This is a genomic window from Streptomyces asiaticus, from assembly GCF_018138715.1.
Classification (GTDB): domain Bacteria; phylum Actinomycetota; class Actinomycetes; order Streptomycetales; family Streptomycetaceae; genus Streptomyces; species Streptomyces asiaticus.
Window position 1 is genome coordinate 631,621 of the sequence record NZ_JAGSHX010000001.1, and the last position, 21,807, is coordinate 653,427.

21 protein-coding genes and 3 pseudogenes are annotated in these 21,807 nt (G+C 70.2%); 12 read left to right on the plus strand and 12 right to left on the minus strand.

The window, feature by feature from the left end:
* Nucleotides 1-11: 11 nt before the first annotated feature.
* A pseudogene (locus KHP12_RS02345) lies at nt 12-86 on the minus strand (malonic semialdehyde reductase); the annotation flags it as partial.
* Between the two features lie 815 nt (nt 87-901).
* Here KHP12_RS02345 and KHP12_RS53175 point away from each other — a divergent pair.
* The 5 genes from KHP12_RS53175 to KHP12_RS02365 all read left to right on the plus strand — a co-directional run bounded on the left by KHP12_RS53175 (nt 902) and on the right by KHP12_RS02365 (nt 5,927).
* Nucleotides 902-1,009, plus strand: coding sequence for a putative leader peptide (locus tag KHP12_RS53175; RefSeq protein ID WP_344311742.1), 108 nt, complete (start codon nt 902-904; stop codon nt 1,007-1,009).
* A gap of 77 nt (nt 1,010-1,086) precedes the next feature.
* Nucleotides 1,087-2,295: an LLM class flavin-dependent oxidoreductase gene (locus KHP12_RS02350; protein ID WP_308016612.1), complete on the plus strand. Its 1,209-nt coding sequence runs from the start codon at nt 1,087-1,089 to the stop codon at nt 2,293-2,295.
* 19 nt (nt 2,296-2,314) lie between these two features.
* On the plus strand, nt 2,315-3,691 hold the full coding sequence (locus KHP12_RS02355) for an NtaA/DmoA family FMN-dependent monooxygenase (RefSeq protein ID WP_211831324.1): 1,377 nt from the start codon (nt 2,315-2,317) through the stop codon (nt 3,689-3,691).
* Nucleotides 3,688-4,779 carry an LLM class flavin-dependent oxidoreductase gene (locus KHP12_RS02360; RefSeq protein WP_211831325.1) on the plus strand — a complete coding sequence of 364 codons (1,092 nt, stop codon included), beginning with the start codon at nt 3,688-3,690 and terminating at the stop codon, nt 4,777-4,779. Before KHP12_RS02355 ends, KHP12_RS02360 begins: the two co-directional genes overlap by 4 nt.
* A 14-nt stretch (nt 4,780-4,793) precedes the next feature.
* The gene (locus KHP12_RS02365) at nt 4,794-5,927 is read left to right on the plus strand and encodes an LLM class flavin-dependent oxidoreductase (RefSeq protein ID WP_086881987.1); all 1,134 of its coding nucleotides are present in this window, start codon (nt 4,794-4,796) and stop codon (nt 5,925-5,927) included.
* On the opposite strand, the pseudogene KHP12_RS02370 reads toward KHP12_RS02365, so the two are convergent.
* Nucleotides 5,882-6,223: pseudogene (locus tag KHP12_RS02370) on the minus strand (LLM class flavin-dependent oxidoreductase); the annotation flags it as partial. The gene KHP12_RS02365 and the pseudogene KHP12_RS02370 overlap by 46 nt on opposite strands.
* 677 nt (nt 6,224-6,900) lie before the next feature.
* The gene (locus KHP12_RS02375) at nt 6,901-7,335 is read right to left on the minus strand and encodes a thioredoxin family protein (RefSeq protein WP_086881986.1); all 435 of its coding nucleotides are present in this window, start codon (nt 7,333-7,335) and stop codon (nt 6,901-6,903) included.
* Between the two features lie 208 nt (nt 7,336-7,543).
* Here KHP12_RS02375 and KHP12_RS02380 point away from each other — a divergent pair, with 208 nt between their 5' ends.
* Nucleotides 7,544-7,954: a DUF4395 domain-containing protein gene (locus KHP12_RS02380; RefSeq protein ID WP_086881985.1), complete on the plus strand. Its 411-nt coding sequence runs from the start codon at nt 7,544-7,546 to the stop codon at nt 7,952-7,954.
* On the opposite strand, the pseudogene KHP12_RS02385 reads toward KHP12_RS02380, so the two are convergent.
* The 8 genes and pseudogenes from KHP12_RS02385 to KHP12_RS02420 all read right to left on the minus strand — a co-directional run.
* Nucleotides 7,884-8,213: pseudogene (locus tag KHP12_RS02385) on the minus strand (hypothetical protein); the annotation flags it as partial. The gene KHP12_RS02380 and the pseudogene KHP12_RS02385 overlap by 71 nt on opposite strands.
* A 25-nt stretch (nt 8,214-8,238) precedes the next feature.
* On the minus strand, nt 8,239-9,204 hold the full coding sequence (locus tag KHP12_RS02390; RefSeq protein ID WP_086881984.1) for a TauD/TfdA dioxygenase family protein: 966 nt from the start codon (nt 9,202-9,204) through the stop codon (nt 8,239-8,241).
* A 390-nt stretch (nt 9,205-9,594) separates the two neighbouring features.
* Nucleotides 9,595-11,016 carry a pyridoxal-phosphate dependent enzyme gene (locus KHP12_RS02395; RefSeq protein WP_086881983.1) on the minus strand — a complete coding sequence of 474 codons (1,422 nt, stop codon included), beginning with the start codon at nt 11,014-11,016 and terminating at the stop codon, nt 9,595-9,597.
* Between the two features lie 193 nt (nt 11,017-11,209).
* Nucleotides 11,210-12,409, minus strand: coding sequence for a S8 family peptidase (locus KHP12_RS02400; protein WP_211831326.1), 1,200 nt, complete (start codon nt 12,407-12,409; stop codon nt 11,210-11,212).
* A gap of 394 nt (nt 12,410-12,803) precedes the next feature.
* A complete protein-coding gene (locus KHP12_RS50410; protein ID WP_246643070.1) occupies nt 12,804-13,331 on the minus strand; it encodes a hypothetical protein in 528 nt (175 codons plus the stop codon).
* Nucleotides 13,252-13,530 carry an RsbRD N-terminal domain-containing protein gene (locus KHP12_RS53895; protein WP_472911735.1) on the minus strand — a complete coding sequence of 93 codons (279 nt, stop codon included), beginning with the start codon at nt 13,528-13,530 and terminating at the stop codon, nt 13,252-13,254. Before KHP12_RS53895 ends, KHP12_RS50410 begins: the two co-directional genes overlap by 80 nt.
* A gap of 553 nt (nt 13,531-14,083) precedes the next feature.
* On the minus strand, nt 14,084-14,296 hold the full coding sequence (locus KHP12_RS02415) for a hypothetical protein (RefSeq protein WP_086881981.1): 213 nt from the start codon (nt 14,294-14,296) through the stop codon (nt 14,084-14,086).
* Nucleotides 14,297-14,364: 68 nt separating this feature from the next.
* Entirely contained in the window at nt 14,365-14,931 is a 567-nt protein-coding gene (locus tag KHP12_RS02420; protein WP_086881980.1) for a TetR/AcrR family transcriptional regulator, read from the minus strand.
* A gap of 88 nt (nt 14,932-15,019) precedes the next feature.
* Here KHP12_RS02420 and KHP12_RS02425 point away from each other — a divergent pair, with 88 nt between their 5' ends.
* The 3 genes from KHP12_RS02425 to KHP12_RS02435 all read left to right on the plus strand — a co-directional run bounded on the left by KHP12_RS02425 (nt 15,020) and on the right by KHP12_RS02435 (nt 17,106).
* Entirely contained in the window at nt 15,020-15,943 is a 924-nt protein-coding gene (locus KHP12_RS02425; protein WP_211831327.1) for an SDR family oxidoreductase, read from the plus strand.
* Between the two features lie 357 nt (nt 15,944-16,300).
* On the plus strand, nt 16,301-16,855 hold the full coding sequence (locus KHP12_RS02430; protein WP_211831328.1) for an MFS transporter: 555 nt from the start codon (nt 16,301-16,303) through the stop codon (nt 16,853-16,855).
* Nucleotides 16,768-17,106, plus strand: a complete 339-nt coding sequence (locus KHP12_RS02435) for a hypothetical protein (RefSeq protein WP_211831329.1) — start codon at nt 16,768-16,770, stop codon at nt 17,104-17,106. Before KHP12_RS02430 ends, KHP12_RS02435 begins: the two co-directional genes overlap by 88 nt.
* An 86-nt stretch (nt 17,107-17,192) precedes the next feature.
* On the opposite strand, the gene KHP12_RS02440 is transcribed toward KHP12_RS02435, so the two are convergent.
* Nucleotides 17,193-18,359: an ROK family transcriptional regulator gene (locus tag KHP12_RS02440; RefSeq protein ID WP_211831330.1), complete on the minus strand. Its 1,167-nt coding sequence runs from the start codon at nt 18,357-18,359 to the stop codon at nt 17,193-17,195.
* Nucleotides 18,360-18,525: 166 nt separating this feature from the next.
* On the opposite strand from KHP12_RS02440, the gene KHP12_RS02445 reads away from it, so the two are divergent.
* The 3 genes from KHP12_RS02445 to KHP12_RS02455 are packed head-to-tail and all read left to right on the plus strand — an operon-like array spanning nt 18,526 to nt 21,787.
* Entirely contained in the window at nt 18,526-19,485 is a 960-nt protein-coding gene (locus KHP12_RS02445; RefSeq protein WP_211831331.1) for a carbohydrate ABC transporter permease, read from the plus strand.
* An 18-nt stretch (nt 19,486-19,503) separates the two neighbouring features.
* Complete coding sequence (locus KHP12_RS02450) at nt 19,504-20,433, plus strand: carbohydrate ABC transporter permease (protein WP_086881974.1); 930 nt, start codon at nt 19,504-19,506, stop codon at nt 20,431-20,433.
* 10 nt (nt 20,434-20,443) lie between these two features.
* Nucleotides 20,444-21,787 (plus strand): ABC transporter substrate-binding protein, encoded by a 1,344-nt coding sequence (locus KHP12_RS02455; protein ID WP_244202814.1) that lies wholly within the window; start codon nt 20,444-20,446, stop codon nt 21,785-21,787.
* Nucleotides 21,788-21,807: the final 20 nt, after the last annotated feature.

Consider the following 21,807-nt stretch of genomic DNA (forward strand, 5'->3'; position numbering starts at 1 on the left):
GCTGGGCGACGGCTCATCGGCCCGGCGGCCAGCCCGGCGGCGCGCACCGCGATGATGAAGTACGCCGCCTGGAGCGCGCCGTCCACCGGTCGCACAGCGCCGGCACGGCCAGCGGCCCGTCGTAGTGGTGCCAGGTGGCCTCGTAGGCCCTGCGCAGGGACGCGGTCGCGTCGTCCGTGGCGGCCGGGCACTCGACGAGCGTGGTGGCGACGGAGTCGCTGAGCCGCAGCAGGGCGCGGGTGATCGCGACGCGCAGCGAACGCGGGCAGCGCGGTGACAGATACACCTCATACCGGTGCGGTGCCGGATAGAAGCCACCGGCGAGGTCGGTCCCGATGCGGCTGCGGATGCGGTGGGGCGATGCGGATGGGACGAGGGACGTTTCGTGACGTGAACGGAGTGCGTTCGTCTCGGGCATGACGCTCCAGGCGCGTGGCGATGCCCCAGGCGGCTCGAGGCCCGGAGGCTGGACGGTGGAGGGGCCGGTGGCCGAATGCGTCCCGGGCCCCTGAAGCGATGGCCGCGCCCTCCGAACGGTCGCGATCAGAGCGGCTGAGGGCCTGCTGGGCGGTAGGAGCTGGAGATCCGCAGCAGGTCGATGTGGAGCCGCCTGGTCAGGGAGCGAGTACGGAGCGGGTGCGTCGGGCGCGGATGCCGACGGGCCCATGCCCACGTGTCGTCAGTCCGGAACATCTCCACCGATCCCGTCATAGGGGTGCCGCGCGTCAGCGAGGTCGCCCACACTTTTGTCGGGTTACCCATGGGCGCCGGGGAATATGCCGCGGCTTCGTCCGAGTTGACGATTGCGTGAGGTCACCGGCCTCACGTAGCGTTCCGAGATATCAGCCAGGGCCCGAAGGCCCGTCGGACACGGGAACGGGAGGCGATGGTGTCGCGGCCGATGACCTGCCCGCCCGCGCCGGCTCCGGCCCTCCGTGAGGGTGTTCGCCTGTACTCCCGGCACCACATCGACCTGCTGCGCGTGGCCGGCGCGCTCTGTCGCCGCTGACCTGATCACCGCAAGGACACCGCGCCCTCCCGATGAGGCGCGGTGATCACCCATGGCCGACCAGGGAGGCACCCTTCGTGTCCGAGTCCTCAACCACCCCCTTGCACCTCGCCGTCGCTCTCGACGGGGCGGGCTGGCATCCGGCCGCGTGGCGCGAGCCGCACGCCCGGCCCAAGGAGCTGTTCGACGCCGCGTACTGGACCGATGTCGTCACCGAGGCCGAACGCGGTCTGCTCGACTTCGTGACCTTCGAGGACGGGCTCTCGCTCCAGTCCACGCACCGCACCGAGCCCGACGGCCGCACCGACCAGGTGCGCGGGCGGCTGGACGCGGTGCTCATCGCCTCCCGGGTCGCACCGCTGACCCGGCACATCGGGCTGGTGCCGACCGTCGTCGCCACCCACACCGAGCCGTTCCACATCTCCAAGGCGATCGCCACCCTGGACTACGTCAGCACCGGCCGCGCCGGGCTGCGGCTCCGGGTGTCCAGGCGGAGCCACGAGGCGGAACACTTCGGCCGCCGCACCATTCCCCGCTTCGGCCCCGAGGATCTGGACACCCCGGTGGTCCGGGAGCTGACCGCCGAGCTCTTCGAGGAGGCCACCGACTACATCGAGGTGGTACGCCGCCTCTGGGACAGCTGGGAGGACGACGCCGAGATCCGGGACGTCGCCACCGGGCGCTTCATCGACCGCGACAAGCTGCACTACATCGACTTCGAGGGCAGGCACTTCAGCGTCAAGGGCCCCTCGATCACCCCCAGGCCACCCCAGGGACAGCCGGTCGTCAGCGCCCTGGCCCATCAGAGCGTGCCCTACCGGCTGGTGGCAACCTCCACCGACATCGGCTACATCACGCCGCACGACACGGACCAGGCCCGTGCCACCGTCGCCGAGATCCGCGCCGCCCAGGCCGCGGCGGGCCGCGCCGAGGAGTCCGTGCACCTCTTCGGCGACCTGGTGGTGTTCCTCGACGAGGAACCGGGCGCCGCGGCCGCCCGGCTGGAGCGCCTGGACACCCTCGCGGGCTACCCGTACACCAGCGACGCCAAGGTGTTCACCGGTACCCCCGCACAGCTCGCGGATCTGCTTCTGAGCTGGCAGCGGACCGGATTGTCGGGCTTCCGGCTGCGCCCCGGTGTGATCGGCCACGACCTCGAGGCGATCACCCGCGGCCTGGTGCCCGAACTCCAGCGCCGTGACGCCTTCCGCCGGTCCTACGAGGCCGACACCCTGCGCGGGCTGCTGGGCCTCGCCCGCCCCGCCAACCGCTACGCCACCGTCTGAGCCGGAGGGACCACCGACCATGAGCACACCGCTCAAGCAGATCCACTTGGCGGCACACTTCCCCGGTGTCAACAACACCACGGTGTGGAGCGATCCGGAGGCGGGCAGCCATATCGAGTTCAGCTCGTTCGCCCACTTCGCGCGCACCGCCGAGCGCGCCAAGTTCGACTTCCTGTTCCTCGCCGAGGGGCTGCGGCTGCGCGAACAGGGCGGCAAGATCTACGACTTGGACGTGGTGGGGCGGCCGGACACCTTCACCGTCCTGTCCGCGCTCGCCGCCGTCACCGACCGTCTCGGCCTCACCGGCACCATCAACTCCACCTTCAACGAGCCCTACGAGGTGGCCCGCCAGTTCGCCAGCCTCGACCACCTGTCGGGCGGGCGCGCCGCGTGGAACGTCGTCACCTCGTGGGACGCCTTCACCGGGGAGAACTTCCGCCGCGGCGGCTTCCTTCCGCAGGACGAACGGTATTCCCGGGCCAAGGAGTTCCTGGCCACCGCCACCGAGCTGTTCGACTCCTGGCGGGGCGACGAGATCGTTGCCGACCAGGCATCCGGCACCTTCCTCGGCGACGCGCGGGCCGGAGCCTTCGCCCATCAGGGACAGCACTTCGACATCGCCGGGCAGTTCAACGTCCCGCGCAGCCCACAGGGCCGCCCCGTGATCTTCCAGGCCGGTGACTCCGAGGAAGGCCGGGAGTTCGCCGCGGCCGGCGCCGACGCCATCTTCAGCCGGTACAGCACCTTCAAGGAGGGGCAGGCGTTCTACACGGACGTCAAGGGCCGCCTCGCCCGGCACGGCCGCACCCACGACCAGCTGCTGATCCTGCCCGCCGCCACCTTCGTCCTCGGCGACACCGACGCCGAGGCGCGGGAGCTGGCCCACGAGGTACGCCGCCAACAGGTCAGCGGCGCCACCGCGATCAAGCACCTGGAGTTCGTCTGGAACCGCGACCTGTCCGCGTACGATCCGGACGGCCCGCTCCCCGACATCGACCCCGACCCCGGCGAGCACACCATCGCCCGCGGCCGCGCCCAGGTGCGGATGTACCGCGATCCGCTGGCCGTCGCCCGGGAGTGGCGGGAGCTGGCGGCGGCGAACAAGTGGTCCATCCGCGACCTGGTCATCGAGACGGGCAGCCGCCAGTCGTTCATCGGCTCCCCGGCCACGGTCGCCGAGACCATCAACTCCTTCGTCCAGGCCGACGCCAGTGACGGCTTCATCCTCGTACCGCACATCACCCCCGGCGGGCTGGACGTCTTCGCGGACACCGTCGTCCCGCTGCTCCAGGAGCGCGGTGTGTTCCGCACCGAGTACGAGGGCACGACCCTGCGCGACCACCTCGGCCTGGCCCACCCCGGCACCGAGGTGCACCAGGACCGGGCCGCGTCATGAAGTTCCTGGCCATCACCCTCATCGTGCACGCCCCGGACCCGGTGACCGGGATCCAGAAGCCGACCGGTGAGCGTTTCCGCGAGGTGATCGACAACGCGCTGCTGGCGGAGGAGCTCGGCTTCGACGGCTTCGGCGTCGGCGAACGCCACGAGCGGCCGTTCATCTCCTCCTCGCCACCGGTCGTGCTCAGCCACCTCGCCGCACTCACCTCGCGGATCCGGCTGTTCACCGCGGTGACCACCCTCAGCCTGCTCGATCCGGTGCGCGCCTACGAGGACTACGCCACCCTGGACCACCTCTCGGCCGGTCGCCTCGAGCTGATCATCGGCAAGGGCAACGGGACCGCCCAGCGCGAGCTGTTCCAGGTCACCCCCGAGGACCAGTGGGACCGCAATGCCGAAGGCTACGAGCTGTTCCGCCGCATCTGGCGGCAGGACAAGGTGACCGCTGCACCGCGCTTCCGACCCGCGCTGACCGACGCCGAGGTGTGGCCGAGACCTCTCCAGCGGCCCGTCCGGGTCTGGCACGGCAGCGCCACCAGCCGGGAGTCGGTCGACCTCGCCGCCCGCTACGGCGACCCGTTGTTCTCGGCCAACGTCACCCACCCCGTCGAGCCGTACGCCGAGCTGATCCGCCACTACCGGGAGCGCTGGGAGGCATACGGCCACGACCCCGCGCGCGCCGTGGTCGGCGCCGGGACGGCGGGCTACTACGCGGCCCGCACCTCACAGGAGGCCATCGCCGCCTACCGCCCGGTGTTCGAAGGCCGTCTCGCCTTCCAGAAGCAGCTCGGCATGGAACCGGTGTTCTCGACCCTGGAGGACTTCGTCGAGCGCAGCTCGGCTCTGATCGGCAGCCCCCAGCAGGTGATCGAGAAGGTGCACCGCTACCACGAGCGGTTCGGACACACCGTGCTGCACCTGCACGCGGACGCGGGCGGGCTCACCGACGCCCAGCACCGCGCCTCGCTTGAACTCTTCCAGTCCGACATCGCGCCCGTACTGCGACGTGACATCCCGGATCCGCCATTCGACTGGGCCCCGGTGCTCGGCACGCCCGAACCCGCCTCCCTGTCCGCCGACCGCTGAGGAGAACTCCGACCGTGTCCGGCATCCCCCTCGCAGTCCTCGACCTCGTGCCCATCTCCTCCGGCTCCACCGCCACCGAGGCACTGCGCAACAGCATCGATCTCGCCCGGCGGACGGAGCGGTTCGGCTATGCGCGCTACTGGTTCGCCGAACACCATCTCAACCCGGGCGTGGCCGGGACCTCGCCCGCCGTCGTCCTGGCCCTGACCGCCTCCGCCACCTCCACGATCCGCCTCGGCTCCGGGGCCGTACAGCTCGGCCACCGCACCGCCCTGTCCACGGTCGAGGAGTTCGGCCTGGTCGACGCCCTGCACCCCGGACGGCTTGACCTCGGGCTCGGCCGCTCCGGCGGACGCCCCACCGAGCGCACCGACGACGCACCGCCCACCACGACACCCGTCATCGACGGACACACGCCGAACGGCCTGCGCATCCCACCCAAGTTCTCCTTCCAGAGACTGCTCGGGTCGCCACGTATCGCGCTCCAGCGGCGGCTCCTCCAGCAGCCGGGCGCGGAAGCGCAGGACTACGGCGAACAGATCGACGACATCCTCGCCCTTCTGCGCGGCGACTACCGCTCCGCCGACGGCGTCGAAGCACACGCGATCCCCGGCGAAGGCGCCGATGTGCAGGTGTGGATCCTCGGCAGCAGCGGCGGGCAGAGCGCCCAGGTCGCGGGCCGGGGCGGATTGCGCTTCGCCGCCAACTACCACGTCAGCCCGGCCACCGTCCTGGAGGCCACCGAGGCGTACCGCGCCGCGTTCCAGCCGTCCGATGTGCTCGACAAGCCGTACGTCAGTGTCTCCGCCGATGTCGTGGTCGCCGAGGACGACGCGACCGCCCGCGAACGCGCCACCGGCTACGGACTGTGGGTCCGCAGCATCCGTACCGCCGAGGGCGCCATTCCCTTCCCCACCCCCGAACAGGCCCGTGCCCACCACTGGTCCGACGCGGACCGGGAGCTGGTCGCCGACCGGGTGGACACCCAGTTCGTCGGCTCACCCGCGCGCGTCGCCGACCAGCTCGAACAACTCCAGGAAGCCACCGGCGCGGACGAGCTGCTCATCACCACCATCACCCACCGCCACGCCGGGCTGAGCTGGTCGAGCGTGGCCGCCGCACTGGCGAAGTTCGCCGGGTGCCAGTAGCCGGGACGGATCGCGATCAGGGGTTCGAACGTCGTGGTCCGAGCGGCCAGCGCGGTGGCGACGGTGAAGGTGTCCGGGCGCCCCCATCCGGTGCCGAGCAGCGCCCCGCTCCAACCGTGGTCCTCCGCCAGCCGGGCAAGGTCGGTCGAGTACTCGATGGACCCCCAGCCGGACGTCGTGTCGTCACCACGATGGCCCGGTTCGACGGCGTTGGGTATGTACGAGAGAAATTCCAGGCTCATGATGGTTCCGATCGCTGCTTGGCTTGTGGGCACGACACGAGCCGGGCCGGTCATGGAGGGTGAGGGGCAGAGGGCGGTGGCCCGGTCGAGTCCGGCGCCGCCGTCTGTGAAGGGCCCGCGGGTCAGGGGGAACGCGGCGGAACGTGAACGGAGCGTTGGTTCACGTTCGGAGGGCTGCGGCGGCGTGGCGGAGCGGACGGAGGATCAACACTGCGCGCTGGACACGCGAACGAGGTCAACACAACGCTCGCTGGTCAGGAGCAGGACCTCATACATGTGATCGAGTCTCTGCGTGAGCGTTCAGAATGTCAACGAGCCTTTTACGGCCTTGGCCCGGCGCCACCCGGTGCGATGAGGACGGCCGTGGCCCCGCGATGGTTGGTGCGCGGCCCGTCGCGGACGTGCTCGTAGTGATCGGCCTCGTCGCCGTCTCATGTCCCCGTGGGCCTCTGCGTCGCCCTTGTCCGGCAACGCGCGTCACCACCATGTCCCTGGAAGGAAATCCGGCAGTCATGAAACGGCGCTCGGCCGGGGGAGCGGGCCATCGGCTCCTGGTCGGCTCCGCGACACAGGTCGCCGACGACTTCGAGGACTGGTTCCGCGGGGGCACGGCTGACGGGTTCACCATCATGCCGGCCGACACCGCCGTGGACTTCGAGAACTTCACGCGCTCGGCGCGCGCCAGCTCACCACGTTCGACTGACGCGCGCCGGCCGCGCCCCTTGGCTCGATTACGGCGAGGCGGCGGTGGCGCCGGTCGCCTTGTCGATCGCCGCCATCACCTCCGCGCGCCGGGGCTGCCCGGACGCCCTGCCGACGACCCGGCCGGCCCGGTCGAGCACCAGCACGGTGGGTGTCCGCAGGATCCCCAGCCGCTTGGCCAGCTCGAGCCGGTCCTCCGCGTCGATCTCGATATGCGTCGCTCCCGGCACCGTCCCGGAGATCTCCGCCAGCAGACGCCGCGTCACCCGGCAGGGGCCGCAGAAGGCGGTGGAGAACTGAACCAGGGTCGCCCGGTCGCCCAGCTCGGTCCCGAGCTCCACCGCCGACAGGCGCACCGCGCCATCCCGGGGCCGCGCCCGGAACCTCCCGCCGGACACCGCACGCGCCACTCCGACGACGCTCGCCAGAATGAGCACCGCCGCACACACCACCAAGCCGGTCATGCCACCAGTCTGCACCCACCCGGTCCCTTCGATGACAACCGGCCATCGCCCCCCGGCTGTCCTTCGCCTACCATGACCGCCATGGACTTCACCCGTTCGCCGCGGCTGACCAGCCGCCGCGTGGTCGACCTGTGCCGGGCCACGGCATCCCGTTGTCGCTGACACCCGCACCGGTCATCGCCGTTCCCGCCCTTCCGGAGTCCTCCTCATGCAGATCGATCCGCGCGGCCCCCGGTTCGCCGCCGCGCTCACCACACTCGTCCTGTCCGCGGTGCTGATCACCGGCAGCGGCGCCCTCCTCGCCGCGCAGACCGTGGTCTTCGCGCTCGGTGCGTTCGGCGGCCTGCGGTACTCCCCGTATGGCTGGCTGTACCGAGTCGCGGTTCGGCCCAGGCTCCCTGCGCCCGGTGAGCTGGAGGACGCCCGGCCGCCCCGCTTCGCCCAGGGTGTCGGCGCCGTCTTCGGCCTGCTCGGCACCGTCGGCCATCTCACCGGCGCGCACTGGCTGGGCCTGGCCGCGACCGCTCTTGCCCTCGCGGCGGCCTTCCTCAACGCGGCCTTCGACTACTGCCTCGGTTGCGAGATGTACCTGCTCGTGCGCCGCGTCCGAAGCGCCTGATCTCCGGACGCACTGCTGCTCGACCATCTGCCCACAGGGTGTGGCCGCCCAGCTGGGGCACGACTTCGTAGGTCAGCGACTCGATCGCGAAGACCGGCTGCCGCCACAGCCCGCCGATGTGCCAGGTGCTGGCCTTGCCGGTCCGCTGGACGTTGTACGGATAGACCAGTGGATTGGCGGGGTCCTTCACCGCGGTCGGGTGGTCGAAGGGCTCCGCGAAGACGCCTACGGCGTCGACGTGCTGATCCGGTGTGAGGTGCTGGCCGCGGACGCTGCCGTGCGGCTCAGGTACTGACCGCGACCCGGTGGTCCGCCGCGAATGGCTTGCCCGAGATCAGTTCGGACTCGCGTCCGTCCGGCCCCACCGGGACGTCGCCGATCAGCGTGACGCGGTGCAGCCGTCGCGCCACGTCGAGGTGGTCCAGGTCGTTCGGGGCGAGGTGGGCGGTGGCGCGGTTGTCCCAGAACGCCACGCTGCCCGGTTCCCAGCGGAAACGCACCGTGTACTCGGGCCGGGTCAACTGCTCGTAGAGCAACTGCAGCAGTGCGCGGCTCTCGCGAGGGGTCACGTCCAGGATGTGACTGACGAAACCGGGGGACACGAACAGCGCCCGTTCACCGGTCTCCGGGTGGACACGCACCACGGGATGGTGGGCGACCAGCAGATTGTCGTTGACCCGGCGGGCGTATCCGCTGTCGCCCACGGGCGGCTCGTCGGCGCCGTAGCGGTGTTCGGCGCGCAGCCCGTCGATGAAGGCGCGCACCGGGGCCGACAGCCCTTCGTACGCCGCGACGGTGTTGGTCCAGGTGGTGTCACCGCCGTACTCGGGGACGGTCTCCGCGCGCAGGATCGATGCGGCCGGCGGGTTGACGGCGGGGGTGACATCGGTGTGCCAGCCGCCGAAGTAGCTGTACTTGCGCCGGGTCCGCTGCCGTGCGAAACCGTCCTTGTACCGCTGCTCATAGCGTTTCGGATCGATGGTGAAGATCTCCGGGAAGCCCTCGGGCGGGGTGTCGTCGTGCGGGTGGGCGTAGGTCAGCTCACCGAAGTGGCGGGCGAAGGCGATCTGTGCGGCGTGATCGACGTTCTGACCGCGGAAGAAGACGACCTTCCAGCGCAGCAGGGCGGCCCGGATCTGCCGGGCCTCCTCGGCCGACAGCGGCCGGGAGAGGTCGACACCGGATATGTCGGCGCCGATGTGGCCCGCGACGGGCCGGACGGTGAGCGTGTTCTCAGCGGGGACGGGCATGCTGTGGTCTCCCGTGTGTCATGGCCGTGGGTACGGCCGTGGGATGGTGCGGCCAGGGGGAAGCCGGGGAGGAGTTCACGACGTGTGCGGGGATGAGCGCGCGGAAGCGCGGCGCCGACCGCGATCGGTGTGCGAGCGGTCCGAGGCGTCAGGCGTGACAGATGGCGCTGGAGACGCGCCGCAGATCCACGTGGAGGCGCACGGACCATCGCGAGCCGCGGAACGGAGCCAGGGCCGCGTCGTCTGCGTACACCGGCTGACGGCGCTGCATCGCGGCTCCCCTCGTCCCTCCGCGGATGGCTCCGCCGACTGCTCGAGCGTTCCTTCCGACCGATGGTCGGTGTATCGGGCATGGTTCGTCAACAGCGTTGTGTTGCCGCGCCATTGCAATCATGTGCATCCCGATTCCGCGTCGCGGGCAGGGGGGACGTGGCCGGTGGCCTGGCGCAGGGCGTCGTGGGTGACGGTGCCGGACACCCGGCCGTCGACGAGGACCCAGGCGGTGCCGGTGTCCGGGGCGAGCCGGGCGGCGGCCTCGTCGACGGGTTCGCCGATGCCCACGGCCGGGGGCGAGGGGAGGAGATGGTCGCGGAGCGGGGTGGCGGACACTGAGGGATCCCCGGCCACCTGGGCGCGGAGCGCATCGGGCCGGACGGCGCCGATGACCTCGGACACATCGGTCGTCGCGTTGCCGCCGGAGCGGGGGAGACGCACCGGTACGAGCGCTCCGGCGGCGGTGAGCGCGTCGGCCACCGTGGCCGTGGACGGAAGGGCGGTGAGGGGGTCCGGGCGGTCGCCCAGGACGTCGGCGACCGTCGGCGTGTCCGAGAGGTCCTCCAGGAAGCCGAAGCGTCGCAGCCAGTCGTCGTCGAAGTACTTCGACAGATATCCCCGGCCCGAGTCCGGGAGCAGGACCACCACCAGGTCGTCCGGGGTGAGGGTGGCGGCCACCCGCAGGGCCGCGGCCACCGCCGTGCCCGCCGAGCCGCCCGCGAGGATGCCCTCCTCGCGGGCCAGTCTGCGCACCGTCGTGATCGACTCACGGTCTCCGATCCGCTCGAACCGGTCCACCACCGACGGGTCGTACGACTCCGGGTACTCGTCCTCCGCGGTCTGCGGGTGGAGGTAGTGGCCGATGCTCTCCACGTAGTACGGACTTCCGTCGCCGCCCGAGTACGTGGACGTCAGCGGATCGGCGCCGATCACCCGGACCACGCCGCCGCTGGCCTCCTTGAGGAAGCCGCCGGTCCCGGTGACCGTCCCGCCCGTGCCGACGCCGACGACGAAGTGGGTGACCCGGCCGCCGGTCTCGGCCCAGATCTCCGGGCCGGTCGTGGTCCGGTGGGCCTCCGGATTGGCCGGGTTGTCGTACTGGTTGGCGTACCAGGCGCCAGGTGTCCGCGCCGCCAGGCGCGCGGCGACGTTGCGCACGTGCTCCGGATGCTCACGCGGGAGCGCCCCCGTGGTGACGACCACCTCGGCGCCGTACGCCTTGAGTGTCTTGATCTTCTCGGGGCTCGTACGGTCCGGAACGACGACGATCGACCCGTAGCCCCGCTGAGCGGCGATCATGGCCAGCGCCATCCCGGTGTTGCCGGAGGTCCCCTCGACGATGACGCCGCCGGGCGCCAGTGCCCCGGACTTCTCCGCCGCCAGGACCATGCCCAGCGCCGCCCGGTCCTTGACGCTGCCGGCGGGGTTGAAGAACTCCACCTTGGCGTAGACGGGGGCGGGCACCCCGGAGGCGATCCTGGTGAGTCTGACCAGCGGGGTGCCGCCGACAGCGTCGAGCAGGGATTCGTGAAGAGTCATGGCTCCGCCTGAGTGAGGCCCGGTGCGGGCCGTGGTGATCGGTCAGTTGACAGTCTGGTCCGTTTCATCACCTCCCGCGGCGGCACCGGCGTGGCGACACGGCCGATCCGCGTGGGAAACATCGCACCGCCGGACAGCGGAGTGCCGCCCGCCGGGTGGGACCCGGCGGGCGGCGGGTGCGCCGATCAGGGTGTCACTGCAGGATCTTGAGCAGCTTGTTGGGCGAGCCCGAACCGATGCCGGAGAGCGCCCCTGACGTGGCCCCGTTCACCAGCGCGCTGCCCACCTCGGACGGGGACGCGGTGGTGTGGCCCGAGAGGTAGATCGCCGCGGCGCCCGAGACATGCGGGGCGGCGAAGGAAGTCCCGGAGCCCGTGTAGGTGGCGGTGTCGGAGGTGTTCCAGCCGGCCGTGATGTTCGAGCCCGGGGCGAAGAGGTCCACGGTCGAGCCGTAGTTGGAGTAGCTCGCCCGCGCGTCGGTGTTGGTGGTGGCGCCGACGGTGACGGCGGTCGGCACCCGGGCGGGGGAGTAGTTCGCGGCGTTGGCGTTGGAATTGCCGGCCGCGATGGAGTAGGTCACCCCGGACGCGATCGACTTGGTCACCGCGTTGTCGAGGGAGGTACTGGCGCCGCCGCCCAGCGACACATTGGCGACGGACGGGCCGGAGTGGTTGGCGGTGATCCAGTCCACGCCCGCGATGACACCGGCCGTGGTGCCGGACCCGTCATTGCCGAGCACCCGGACCGCCACGATCTTCGCCTTCTTGGCCACGCCGTAGGTGGTGCCGGCGACGGTCGTGGCGACGTGCGTGCCGTGGCCGTAGCCGTCCTGTGCCGTGGTGTCGTTGTCCACGAAGTCGTAGCCGTACGACGCCCGGCCGCTGATCTGCGCGTGGGTGATCCGCACACCGGTGTCGAGGACGTAGACGGTCACCCCGCTGCCGGCACTGTCGGGGTAGGTGTACGTGCCGCTCAGCGGCAGGTTGGACTGGTCGACCCGGTCCAGACCCCAGGGTGCGTCGGTCTGGGTCGCGTCGGCGTGGACCTTCTGGTCCTGCTCGACGGAGGCGACCGCCGGATCGGCGGCGAGTCTCCTGGCCTCGGCGGGCGCGAGCTTCGCCGCGTAGCCGTTCAGCGCGGTGGTGAAGGTCCGCTTCACCTCGCCGCCGTATCCGGATATGAGGTCCTTGCCCCGGGCGGAGGACGCCTTGAAGTCGGCCGTCTTCTTCAGGGTGACGATGTAGCTGCCCGGGACCGCTTCCGCGGCCCCGGCGTTCAGGACCGTGCCTTCGGCCGGGGCGGCGTGGGCGGGGAGCACCGTGGCCGCTCCGACGGCCGCCGCGGCGGCGATTCCCGCGGCGATCCGCCGCTTGGTGGTACGCATCACTGCCATCGCGAGGGGTTCCTCCTCGGTCGGTGGCGCGCCGTGGTGCGTGCGCGCTCTGCTGGTTGTGGGCCTTGCGCGGTTCGCGGGAAGCGCACGGTCACGCTTCCGGCTCGTCGAGGATTCGCCGGGCCGGGTGCGGGCGGCAAGGCTTGACATCAACACGACACGCACACGTAGCGGTGCGTCATGTGCCGTTGCGGGCGGTCAAATTCCCGTAATCACCCGTACACACCGCCTCGTGGCGTCAAGACCCCGTGTGCAGTCCCATCGCTATCCGCTATGCGGCCATGGGCCTTTCTGATGTGCCCCGGCACCGCTGGACGGCGCGAGCCGAGCGTCGCGGCGAATGCCGGTCATCCATGAGTTGCCGGGCACAAATGAGTGCGTTCCGGCCGGGGGGTCAGGGAGCGGTCAGGACGGTCTTCCCGGGCAGCCGCCCGGCGGCGGCGTCCTCATGCACCGCACTCGACTCGGCCACCGGGCGGCGGGCGGCGATGTGGAGCCGGAGCCGACCGTCGTCGACCCGTCGACCCTGGTGACCAGCTCGGTCAGCTGGGCGGCGTCGCCGCGGACGAACAGTGACCGGCGTCGTGGTGGCGCCACGGGCCCGTAGCACCTCGATCTTCGCCGCCTGGAGCGCGGGGCCGCCCTTCGGCGAGTCCGACCACACCACCACCGCCTCGTGGGTCCGCCGCAGGTTGTAGCCGAGGGCACGCGACGCCTCGTCGACGTCCATCGCCGCGGCATCGCTCAGCAGGGAACCCACGAGATCGGCCCGTGCCGCGGCCGCGCTGGTGCTCCACACCTCGTGCTCCACGAGATAGGTGCGGATCATGGTGTCGGAAAGCTCATCGACGTAGGAGAACAGCTCGCGGGAGACCGCCGTGACCTCGTCGACCGCATCCCTCCGGGCCGACCAACTCGGCACAGGCCCGCAGGAACGCCTCGGTGGTTGCCGCGTGCCCGACCCGGACGCCGTGCAACACCCGCTCGAGCGGTAAGGCCCGGTGAACGAACTCGCGGATGCCCTCCAGGATCGCCTCATCGGTGGGCGGGGCGGCTGCCGGGCCTTCCGCCAGAGTGAACAGCGCCCGCAGGGTGGTCGCTTCATTGCCCCGGCGGAGCATCTCGACCGCGGCCGGACTGTCGCCGAGGACCGGCACCTCGCCGACGATCCGCCGCAAGACCACGGGAATTCAGCTCGATCGCCCAGCGCACGGGGTCCGCACCGATGCGCGCGACGGCGTCGTCGAGGATCGCGCGCGGGCTCGCCGCCCGGTCGAGGTCGATCTCGCCTTGCGGCCCCAGCCGCGCGATCCAGGTCCGCCGCGGCGGGCGAGACCGGCCTTGGTCACACTGCCATACTCGGGCCAACCCGAGGGGTTCATCAACTGGGGTTTGCCGAGCCATCGTTCGGCAGGACCGAACGATGGCTCGGCAGCGCCTGCCGTGCGTGGTGCCGCTCGGCCGGCCGTCGGTGGACCCCCGGTGCCGGTGGCGGTCATTCCGGGCCACCCTGCCAGGTCACGCGCATCGCCTCCGGCCCCCGGATGTGCGGCCGTTCCTTCCACGTGATGTCGCGGACGGTCAGCTCCGGGCCCCTGGTGAGCAGCGCCCGCAGTCCCGGCAGCTCGGCCGGATTCGCGCGCAGCCGGTTCCAGAGCGCACGGTCGCCCCGCGTCAGACGTAGACGCAGTTCGGAATCTGAGTGGTGATCGCTTCGAACCCGGCCAGCAGCAGGCCGACGACCATGTCGATCAGCTCGGTGTCGGTGAGCCGGTCCTCCTCGTCCCGGGCCTGGATCATCGCCGACATCAGGTCGTCGCGGGGGCGGGCCCGACGCTCGGCGACGAGCTGCTCGGTGCAGGCGCGCAGGGCACCGAACCGCCGCATCCGTTTTGTCGAGACAACTGGTGGAAGCACTACACGCGGACCGTGACGCGGCGTGTGGCCGAAACTGCCTAGCCGCGCGCGGTCACGGCCTTGAGTCCGTCCAGCGATTCCCGCATCAACTGCGACATCTCACGTTCCTCCGGTGCCGTGAGCCAGAGCGTGAAACCGACCTTGAAGACGGCGACCCCCACCTCGGCGGTCAGGCTCGCGGCCGGCTCCTCGACACCGCGTCGGCGCAGGGCGTCGGCGAGCGCGGTTGCCATCGAGGCGAGCTTGATCAGCTCGCGCTCCTGGAGTTCCGCGTTCGCCACGATGACGGCCTGGCGCTGCCGGGCGCGCTCGCGCTGCCCCTCGAACGCCGTGGAGATCGCCTCGAGCCCCGCCATCATCGCGTCGATCGGCGCCACGGACTTCGGCGCCTCGGCGACCGCGGTCGCGAACAGCTCCTGCAACGCGCCCGATCCGTCGAACAACACCTCGCGCTTGTCGGCGTAGTGCCGGAAGAAGGTCCGCTCGGTGAGGCCGGCCCGTTTGGCGATCTCCGCCACCGTGGTCTGTTCGTAGCCGAGCTCGCCATAGAGCTCCAACGCCGCCTTCGCCAGGCGTCCGCGCGCGTTCGGCTCCCATCTACCCATGCTCGGATCCTACCGCGATGACAGTCGCTGACATCAGGTGCTAGAGTCTGATGGCAGTCACTGACATCAATGATTTGGGGCATCTCTTATGCGCGTCTTCGTGACCGGTGCGTCCGGTTGGATCGGCTCCGCCGTCGTTCCCGAGCTCATCGGCTCGGGGCACCAGGTTGTCGGGCTCGCCCGCTCCGACACCTCCGCCGCCGCCCTCACCGCCGCCGGGGTGGACGTGGTCCGCGGCACCATTGACGACCTCGACGTCCTGGGGAGCACCGCTGCCGCGGCGGACGGCGTGATCCATCTCGCTTTCAAGCACGACATCGCCTTCACCGGCGACTTCCAGGGCGCCGCCGAGGCCGACCGCCGCGCCGTCGACACCCTCGGCGACGCGCTCTCCGGCACCGATCGCCCCTTCGTCCTCGCCTCCGGTCTGGTCGGTCTCGCGCCCGGGCGGGTGGCGACCGAGCGGGACACGCCCACGATCGACGGTTCGTCGGTCTCGGTCCGGTCGGCCACCGCCCAGGCGGTGCTCGCACTCGCCTCGCGCGGTGTGCGCTCGTCCGTGGTGCGACTGTCCCCGACCTGCCACGGTGACGGGGACAACGGCTTTATGGCGGCCCTGGTCGCCATCGCCCGGGCCAAGGGTGTCTCCGGCCACATCGGCGACGGCGCCAACCGCTGGCCGGCCGTCCACCGCCTCGACGCCGCGCAGCTGTTCCGCCTGGCGGTCGAGAAGGCCCCGGCGGGCTCGGTGCTGCACGGCGTCGCGGAAGAGGGTGTGCCGATCCGGGACATCGCCGAGGTGATCGGCCGTCATCTCGAGGTACCGGTGACCTCCGTGGCCCCCGAGGCCGCGGCCGAGCACTTCGCCTGGCTCGGCGGCTTCCTCGGCCAGGACATCGCGGCGTCGAACGCCCTGACCCGCGAACTGCTGGATTGGCGGCCGGCCCACCCCGGCCTCCTCGAAGACCTCGACAAGGGCCATTACTTCCGGGTTCCCGCCACCCCCGCCTGACCCGGATCCGCCACTCCCGCCTGACCCCGATCCGCCACGCCGGGCTCCGGGCCATCTCCTGTCCGCGCGGGCCGAATACGGCGTTTCAAGCTCCGAACCGGCTTCTCACCGTTGGGCTCTCCGCCTCGCCAACCAGCTTCACCCGGGTCCCGATGACACGGGGAAGGTGGAAGTCACTCATCACATCCTGGACAAGGGTGTTCTGTGATGGTGGCGACGTGCGTCCGCTCTCCTGGTTCTTTCCGAGCCCCTGGGGATCTGCCCGGGGCCGCGTTCCGGCCATATCGCCGATCCGGCATCAGCGGTCCGGTCCGTGTCACCACCCCGCAGACGGCTCCCCTCGGGGAGGTCTCCGGAGTGCCGGAAGTCACATCCCCCGAGCAACCCGCCACGCAACACCCGTGGCGGGTTCTCGCCGTCATGTGCATCGGCTTCTTCCTGTCGTTGCTCGACGGATCCATCGTCAACGTCGCCATCCCCACGCTGATCCACAGCATGGACGCCTCCTACGACCAGGTGCTGTGGGTCTTCGCCCCGATCGTCGGCCCGGTCCTCGGCGGCTTCCTGCTCGCCCACCTCAGCTGGCGCTGGATCTTCTTCATCAACGTTCCGATCGGGATCGCCACCGCCGTGCTCGCGCTGACGTTCGCCCCGCCCATGCGCTCGGAACGCTGGCACCGACTCGACCTGGTCGGTGCCGCGCTGGCCACCGCCGGACTGAACGGGGTCGTGTTCGGTCTGATCGAGGGAGAACGCTACGACTGGGGCGGCATCGCCGGGCCGATCAGCATCACCGCGGCGAGGCCGAGAAACGGGCCGGTCGGTTGCCGGAGGATCTGCGCGCCCAGTTCATCGACAACAGCACCGCCGCCGCACATGACTACCGTCCGCCCACGCCGCCCGACGGTCTGAGCGCCGCCACGACCGGCCTGTGCGAACGCGTCACCGCCGACACGTTCGCCACCGGCTTCGTCAACGCCATGCAGACCGCCCTCGTGGCATGCGCCGTGGTCCTGGTGGCCGCCGCCCTGTGCTGCTTCCTGTTCAGCCCGCACAAGAAGCAGCACAAGAAGCAGCACAAGAAACCGCACAAGAAGCCGCACAAGAAACCGACGGCCATGCCCACTCCTGGGCAGCCGGCCGAAACCACACCGCACGACTGACCCGGCGATGACAACGGTCGCGGCCCGGTGGCCGCGGCCGTTGCGCGGTCGCCGTCATCGCCGCGAGCCTCTCCGGCAACGCGGCGTCATGCCTGCGCCGAGCCCAGGACCAGCACCTGGATGGCCAGGACGGCGGCGCCGCGGGCCCAGTCGTGGAAGTCGGAAACCTTGGTTTCGAGGTTGACCTTCTCGGCCCGGGGATGGCGGTTGGCGAGGATGGCCTTCTCCACCGCCGCCCCGGCCACGTCGACCAGGCCCACTCCCTCGCCGGCCAGCAGGATCTTCTGGGGCATCGCGAGATTGGCGATCTGGGAAACGATGGTGCCGAGGGCCCGGGCCGCCTCGTCCACGACCCGGGCGGCCATGGGCTCGCCATCGGCGGCGAGGCCGAGGATCTCCTCGTACGTCATCTCCCGGCCGGTGGCGGCCTGGAGCTGGTAGCGGATGCTGGGGATGGTCAGCAGGGAGACGGCGCTGCCGCGTTCTCCGTACGGGGTGAGCGGGCCGTGGGGATCGACCATCCAGTGCCGTCCCCGGCCGCTCAGCCCGTCCTCGGAAGAGACCACCCGCCTGCCGCCGCTGACCAGTCCATAACCCAGTCCGGCCCCGATGGTGAGCACCGCGAACCGGTCGAGGCCGCGGCCCGCGCCGAACCAGCACTCGGCCTCGACCAGCGCCGCCACATCGTTCTCGACGACGGTCGGCAGCCCCGTCCGCTCCTGGACCAGTTCGGCCAGCGGCACCTCGTCCCAGTCGAGGAAGGGTGACCGGATGACGACCGAGCGGTCCCGGACACCGGCCCCCACCCCGATGCCGATCCCGGCCGTCCGAGGATGGGCCCGGGTGAACTCCCGCGTCATCTCGCGCAGCAGATCGATGACCGACGCGGGCTCGTGTGTGGTCAGCGGCCGCTCGGCGCGGGCGAGGATGTCGCTGCGGAGCGTGGTGACCACCCCGTACACCATGTCCTCGGTGATCTTGAAGCCGATGAAGAGCCGGGACTCGGCGACCATGTCCAGCGGCTGCGAGGGCCGTCCCTGTCGCACCTCCGCCGATGCCGCACCCTCGGTGCCCCTCTCGACCAGCAGACCCGATTCGATCAGCGGCTTGGTCAGCCGGGTGAGGCTGCCCGCCGAGAGGTCCAGCCGGCGGGCGAGTTCGGCGCGCGACAGCGGACCGTGCACGAGCACCTCGATCGCCACCGCACGTTCCCCGGGACTCAGCGGCAGCCAACTGGCGTCAGGTGTGGTCATGAGCGGCGGACTCCTCCATGTTTTCTTTCGTTCCAGAAGTAACGCTGTCACTCTACGGCGCCATGGCTCGCATCAGAAGACGCTTGCACAACTCTTGACGGCAGGATTCTTCCGCATCAAAAGTAAGTGGCACCTGAGGATGAGCCGCAGACGAAAGAGCCTCCTGATGACCGTCGCCTCCAGCAGTCCTCCCTCGCGCCTGCCCCTGCGCCGCGCCGAGGAAGCCACCTCGAAACTCAAGATCCGCAAAGGCCGGGGAGCCGGTGACGACGGAGCCCTCGCGGCCGTCTTCATCGCCCCCGCCCTGTTCGGCTTCCTGGTCTTCCTGCTCTGGCCGACGCTGCGAGGCGTCTATCTGAGCTTCACCCGCTTCAATCTGCTGACTCCGGCCGAGTGGGTCGGCCTCGACAACTACGACAGGATGATCCGCGACCCCGTGTTCTGGCACTCGCTGGCGGTCACGGTCGAGTACGTGGTCATCAACATCGGTGTGCAGACGGTCGCGGCCCTCGCCATCGCGGTTCTGCTCCAGCGGCTGACGCAGTCGGCCGTACTGCGGGGCATCGTGCTCACCCCGTATCTGATGTCGAACGTCGTCGCCGGCATCGTCTGGCTGTGGATCCTCGACACCCAGATGGGCATCGGCAACGAGATCCTCCAGGGTCTCGGCTTCGACCGCGTTCCCTTCCTGGCCGACGACACCTGGGCGATCCCCACCATCGCCCTGATCAACGTCTGGCGGCACGTCGGCTACACCGCCCTCCTCCTCTTTGCGGGCCTTCAGGCGATACCGAACGACATGTACGAGGCGGCCAGGGTCGACGGCGCCAGCGAGTGGCGGATGTTCTGGCGGATCACGATGCCACTGCTGCGGCCGGTGCTCGCGGTCGTGCTCATCATGACCGTGATCGGTTCGTTCCAGGTCTTCGACACCGTCGCGGTGACCACCGCGGGCGGTCCCGCGAACGCGACCAACGTGCTCCAGTACTACATCTACGGCGCGGCCTTCGGCCGCTTCCAGTTCGGCTATGCGTCCGCGATGTCCGTCGCCCTGCTGGTCGTGCTCAGCGTGATCACCATCGTCCAGTACCGGCTCACCCGGGCCGGCCAGACCGATCTCGGCTGACGGAGGGGAAGAACCGGCATGGTTGCCATGACCACAGCGACACCGAGCGTCCGGCGCGTCCGGCGCGTCCGGCGCGGGCCCACTCCCGGACGGGCCATGGCCTGGACCGTGATGGGCCTGATCGTCCTCATCACGCTGCTGCCCTTCTACTGGATCCTGCGTACCGCGCTCTCCTCCAATGCCGCGCTGGCCGGCGATCCCGCCAACCCCCTGCCGGTGGACTTCACCCTCGGTGGCTTCGAACGGGCCCTCGGCCTCCAGTCCGCCGAGGAGGCGATCGCACGGGGCGGCGCGGGCGACGGGCTGGTCTTCTGGCGCTATCTGCTCAACTCGGTGCTGCTCTCGACCCTGATCACCGTGTGCCAGGTCTTCTTCTCCGCGATGGCCGCGTACGCGTTCGCGCGCCTGAAGTGGCGCGGCCGGGACAAGGTGTTCGGGCTCTTCCTGGCCGGTCTGATGGTGCCCACCATCTTCACCCTGCTGCCGAACTTCGTGCTCATCAAGCAACTCGGCCTGGTGGACACGCTGCTCGGGATCGCCCTGCCGACGATGTTCATGACCCCGTTCGCGGTGTTCTTCCTGCGGCAGTTCTTCATGAACGTGCCACGGGAGGTCGAGGAGGCGGCGCTGCTCGACGGCGCCGGAAAGGTTCGGATCTTCTTCCGGGTGCTCCTGCCGATGGCGGCCACCCCCATCGTCACCCTGGCCGTCCTGACCTACATCACGTCCTGGAACGACTACTTCTGGCCGTTGATGGTGTCGTACAGCGACAGTTCGCGCGTCCTGACCGTGGCGCTGGCCACCTTCCGGGCACAGACCCCGCAGACCGGCACCGACTGGTCCGGGCTCATGGCGGCGACCCTCATCGCCGCGATCCCGATGCTCGTGCTCTTCGGTCTCTTCGCGCGCCGCATCGTCAGCTCCATCGGCTTCACCGGGGTCAAGTAAGGGGACAGTGATGCGATTTCGTACGGTCATGGCGCTGACCGGGGCGCTGGCGCTGTCCCTGGTGACCGGATGCGCGAAGGGCGGATCCGCCGGGTCGTCCGCGCACACGGTGACGTACTGGATGTGGGACACCAATCAGCTGCCCGCCTACCGGGCCTGCGCGAAGGGCTTCGAGAGGGAGAACCCGGGCCTGAAGGTCAAGATCACCCAGATAGGCTTCGACGCCTACTGGACCAAGCTCACCGCGAGCTTCATCGCGGGCACCCAGCCGGACGTGTTCACCGACCACATCCAGAAGTTCGGGCAGTTCAGCGACCTGAAGGTGCTGGAGCCGCTTGACGACCTGGGCATCGAGAAGTCCGACTACCAGCCGGGGCTCGCCGACAACTGGGTCGGCGAGGACGGCCACCGCTACGGTGCCCCGAAGGACTGGGACACGGTCGCCCTCTTCTACAACAAGAAGATGGCCGAGGGGGCCGGGATCTCCACCGGGAAAATCAACGCCCTGTCCTGGAACCCCGAGGACGGCGGCACGTTCGAGAAGGCCATCGCGCACCTCACCATCGACAGGAACGGCAAGCGGGGCGACGAACCGGGCTTCGACAAGCACCACGTCAAGGTCTACGGGCTGGCCACCGGAGGCGCGGGCGACGACAACGGCCAGACCCAGTGGAGCCCCTTCACCGGCTCCGCGGGCTGGTCCTACACCGACAAGAAGCGGTGGGGCACGAAGTACAACTACGACAGCCCCACCTTCCAGTCCGTCGTCAAGTGGTACTTCGGCCTGGCGAAGAAGGGGTATCTCGCACCGCTCGAGGTCTACGGTGATCAAGCGAACCCGCCCAACGCGCAGGTGGCCGCGGGCAAGGCCGCGACCGCCTTCGACGGCGCCTGGATGCTCTCCACCTACTACGGGGCCAAGGGCCTCGACGTCGGCACCGCCCGCACCCCGGTCGGCCCGACCGGCAAGCGGGCCACGATGATGAACGGCCTGGCGGACTCGATCTCCAAGGGCGCCCGCAACAAGGAGGGCGCCAGGAAGTGGGTGGAGTACCTGGCCTCCGACGCGTGCCAGACCACCGTCGGCGCATACGGGGTCGTCTTCCCCGCCACCCCGGCCGGCACCAGGGCCGCCGTCGCCGCCTACGAGAAAAAGGGAATCGACACCACCGCCTTCACCCAGCCGGTGGCGGACAAGAAGGACTTCACGACCTTCTCGTTCCCGATCACCAACTACGCCGCAGACGTGTACGCGCTCATGCGCCCCGCGATGCAGGACCTCTACGGGGGCGGCGCGCCCGCGAGCGGCCTCGACACGACCAACAGCCAGATCAACTTCATTTTCGACCAGTGAGCTCTCCACGACTTCACGAA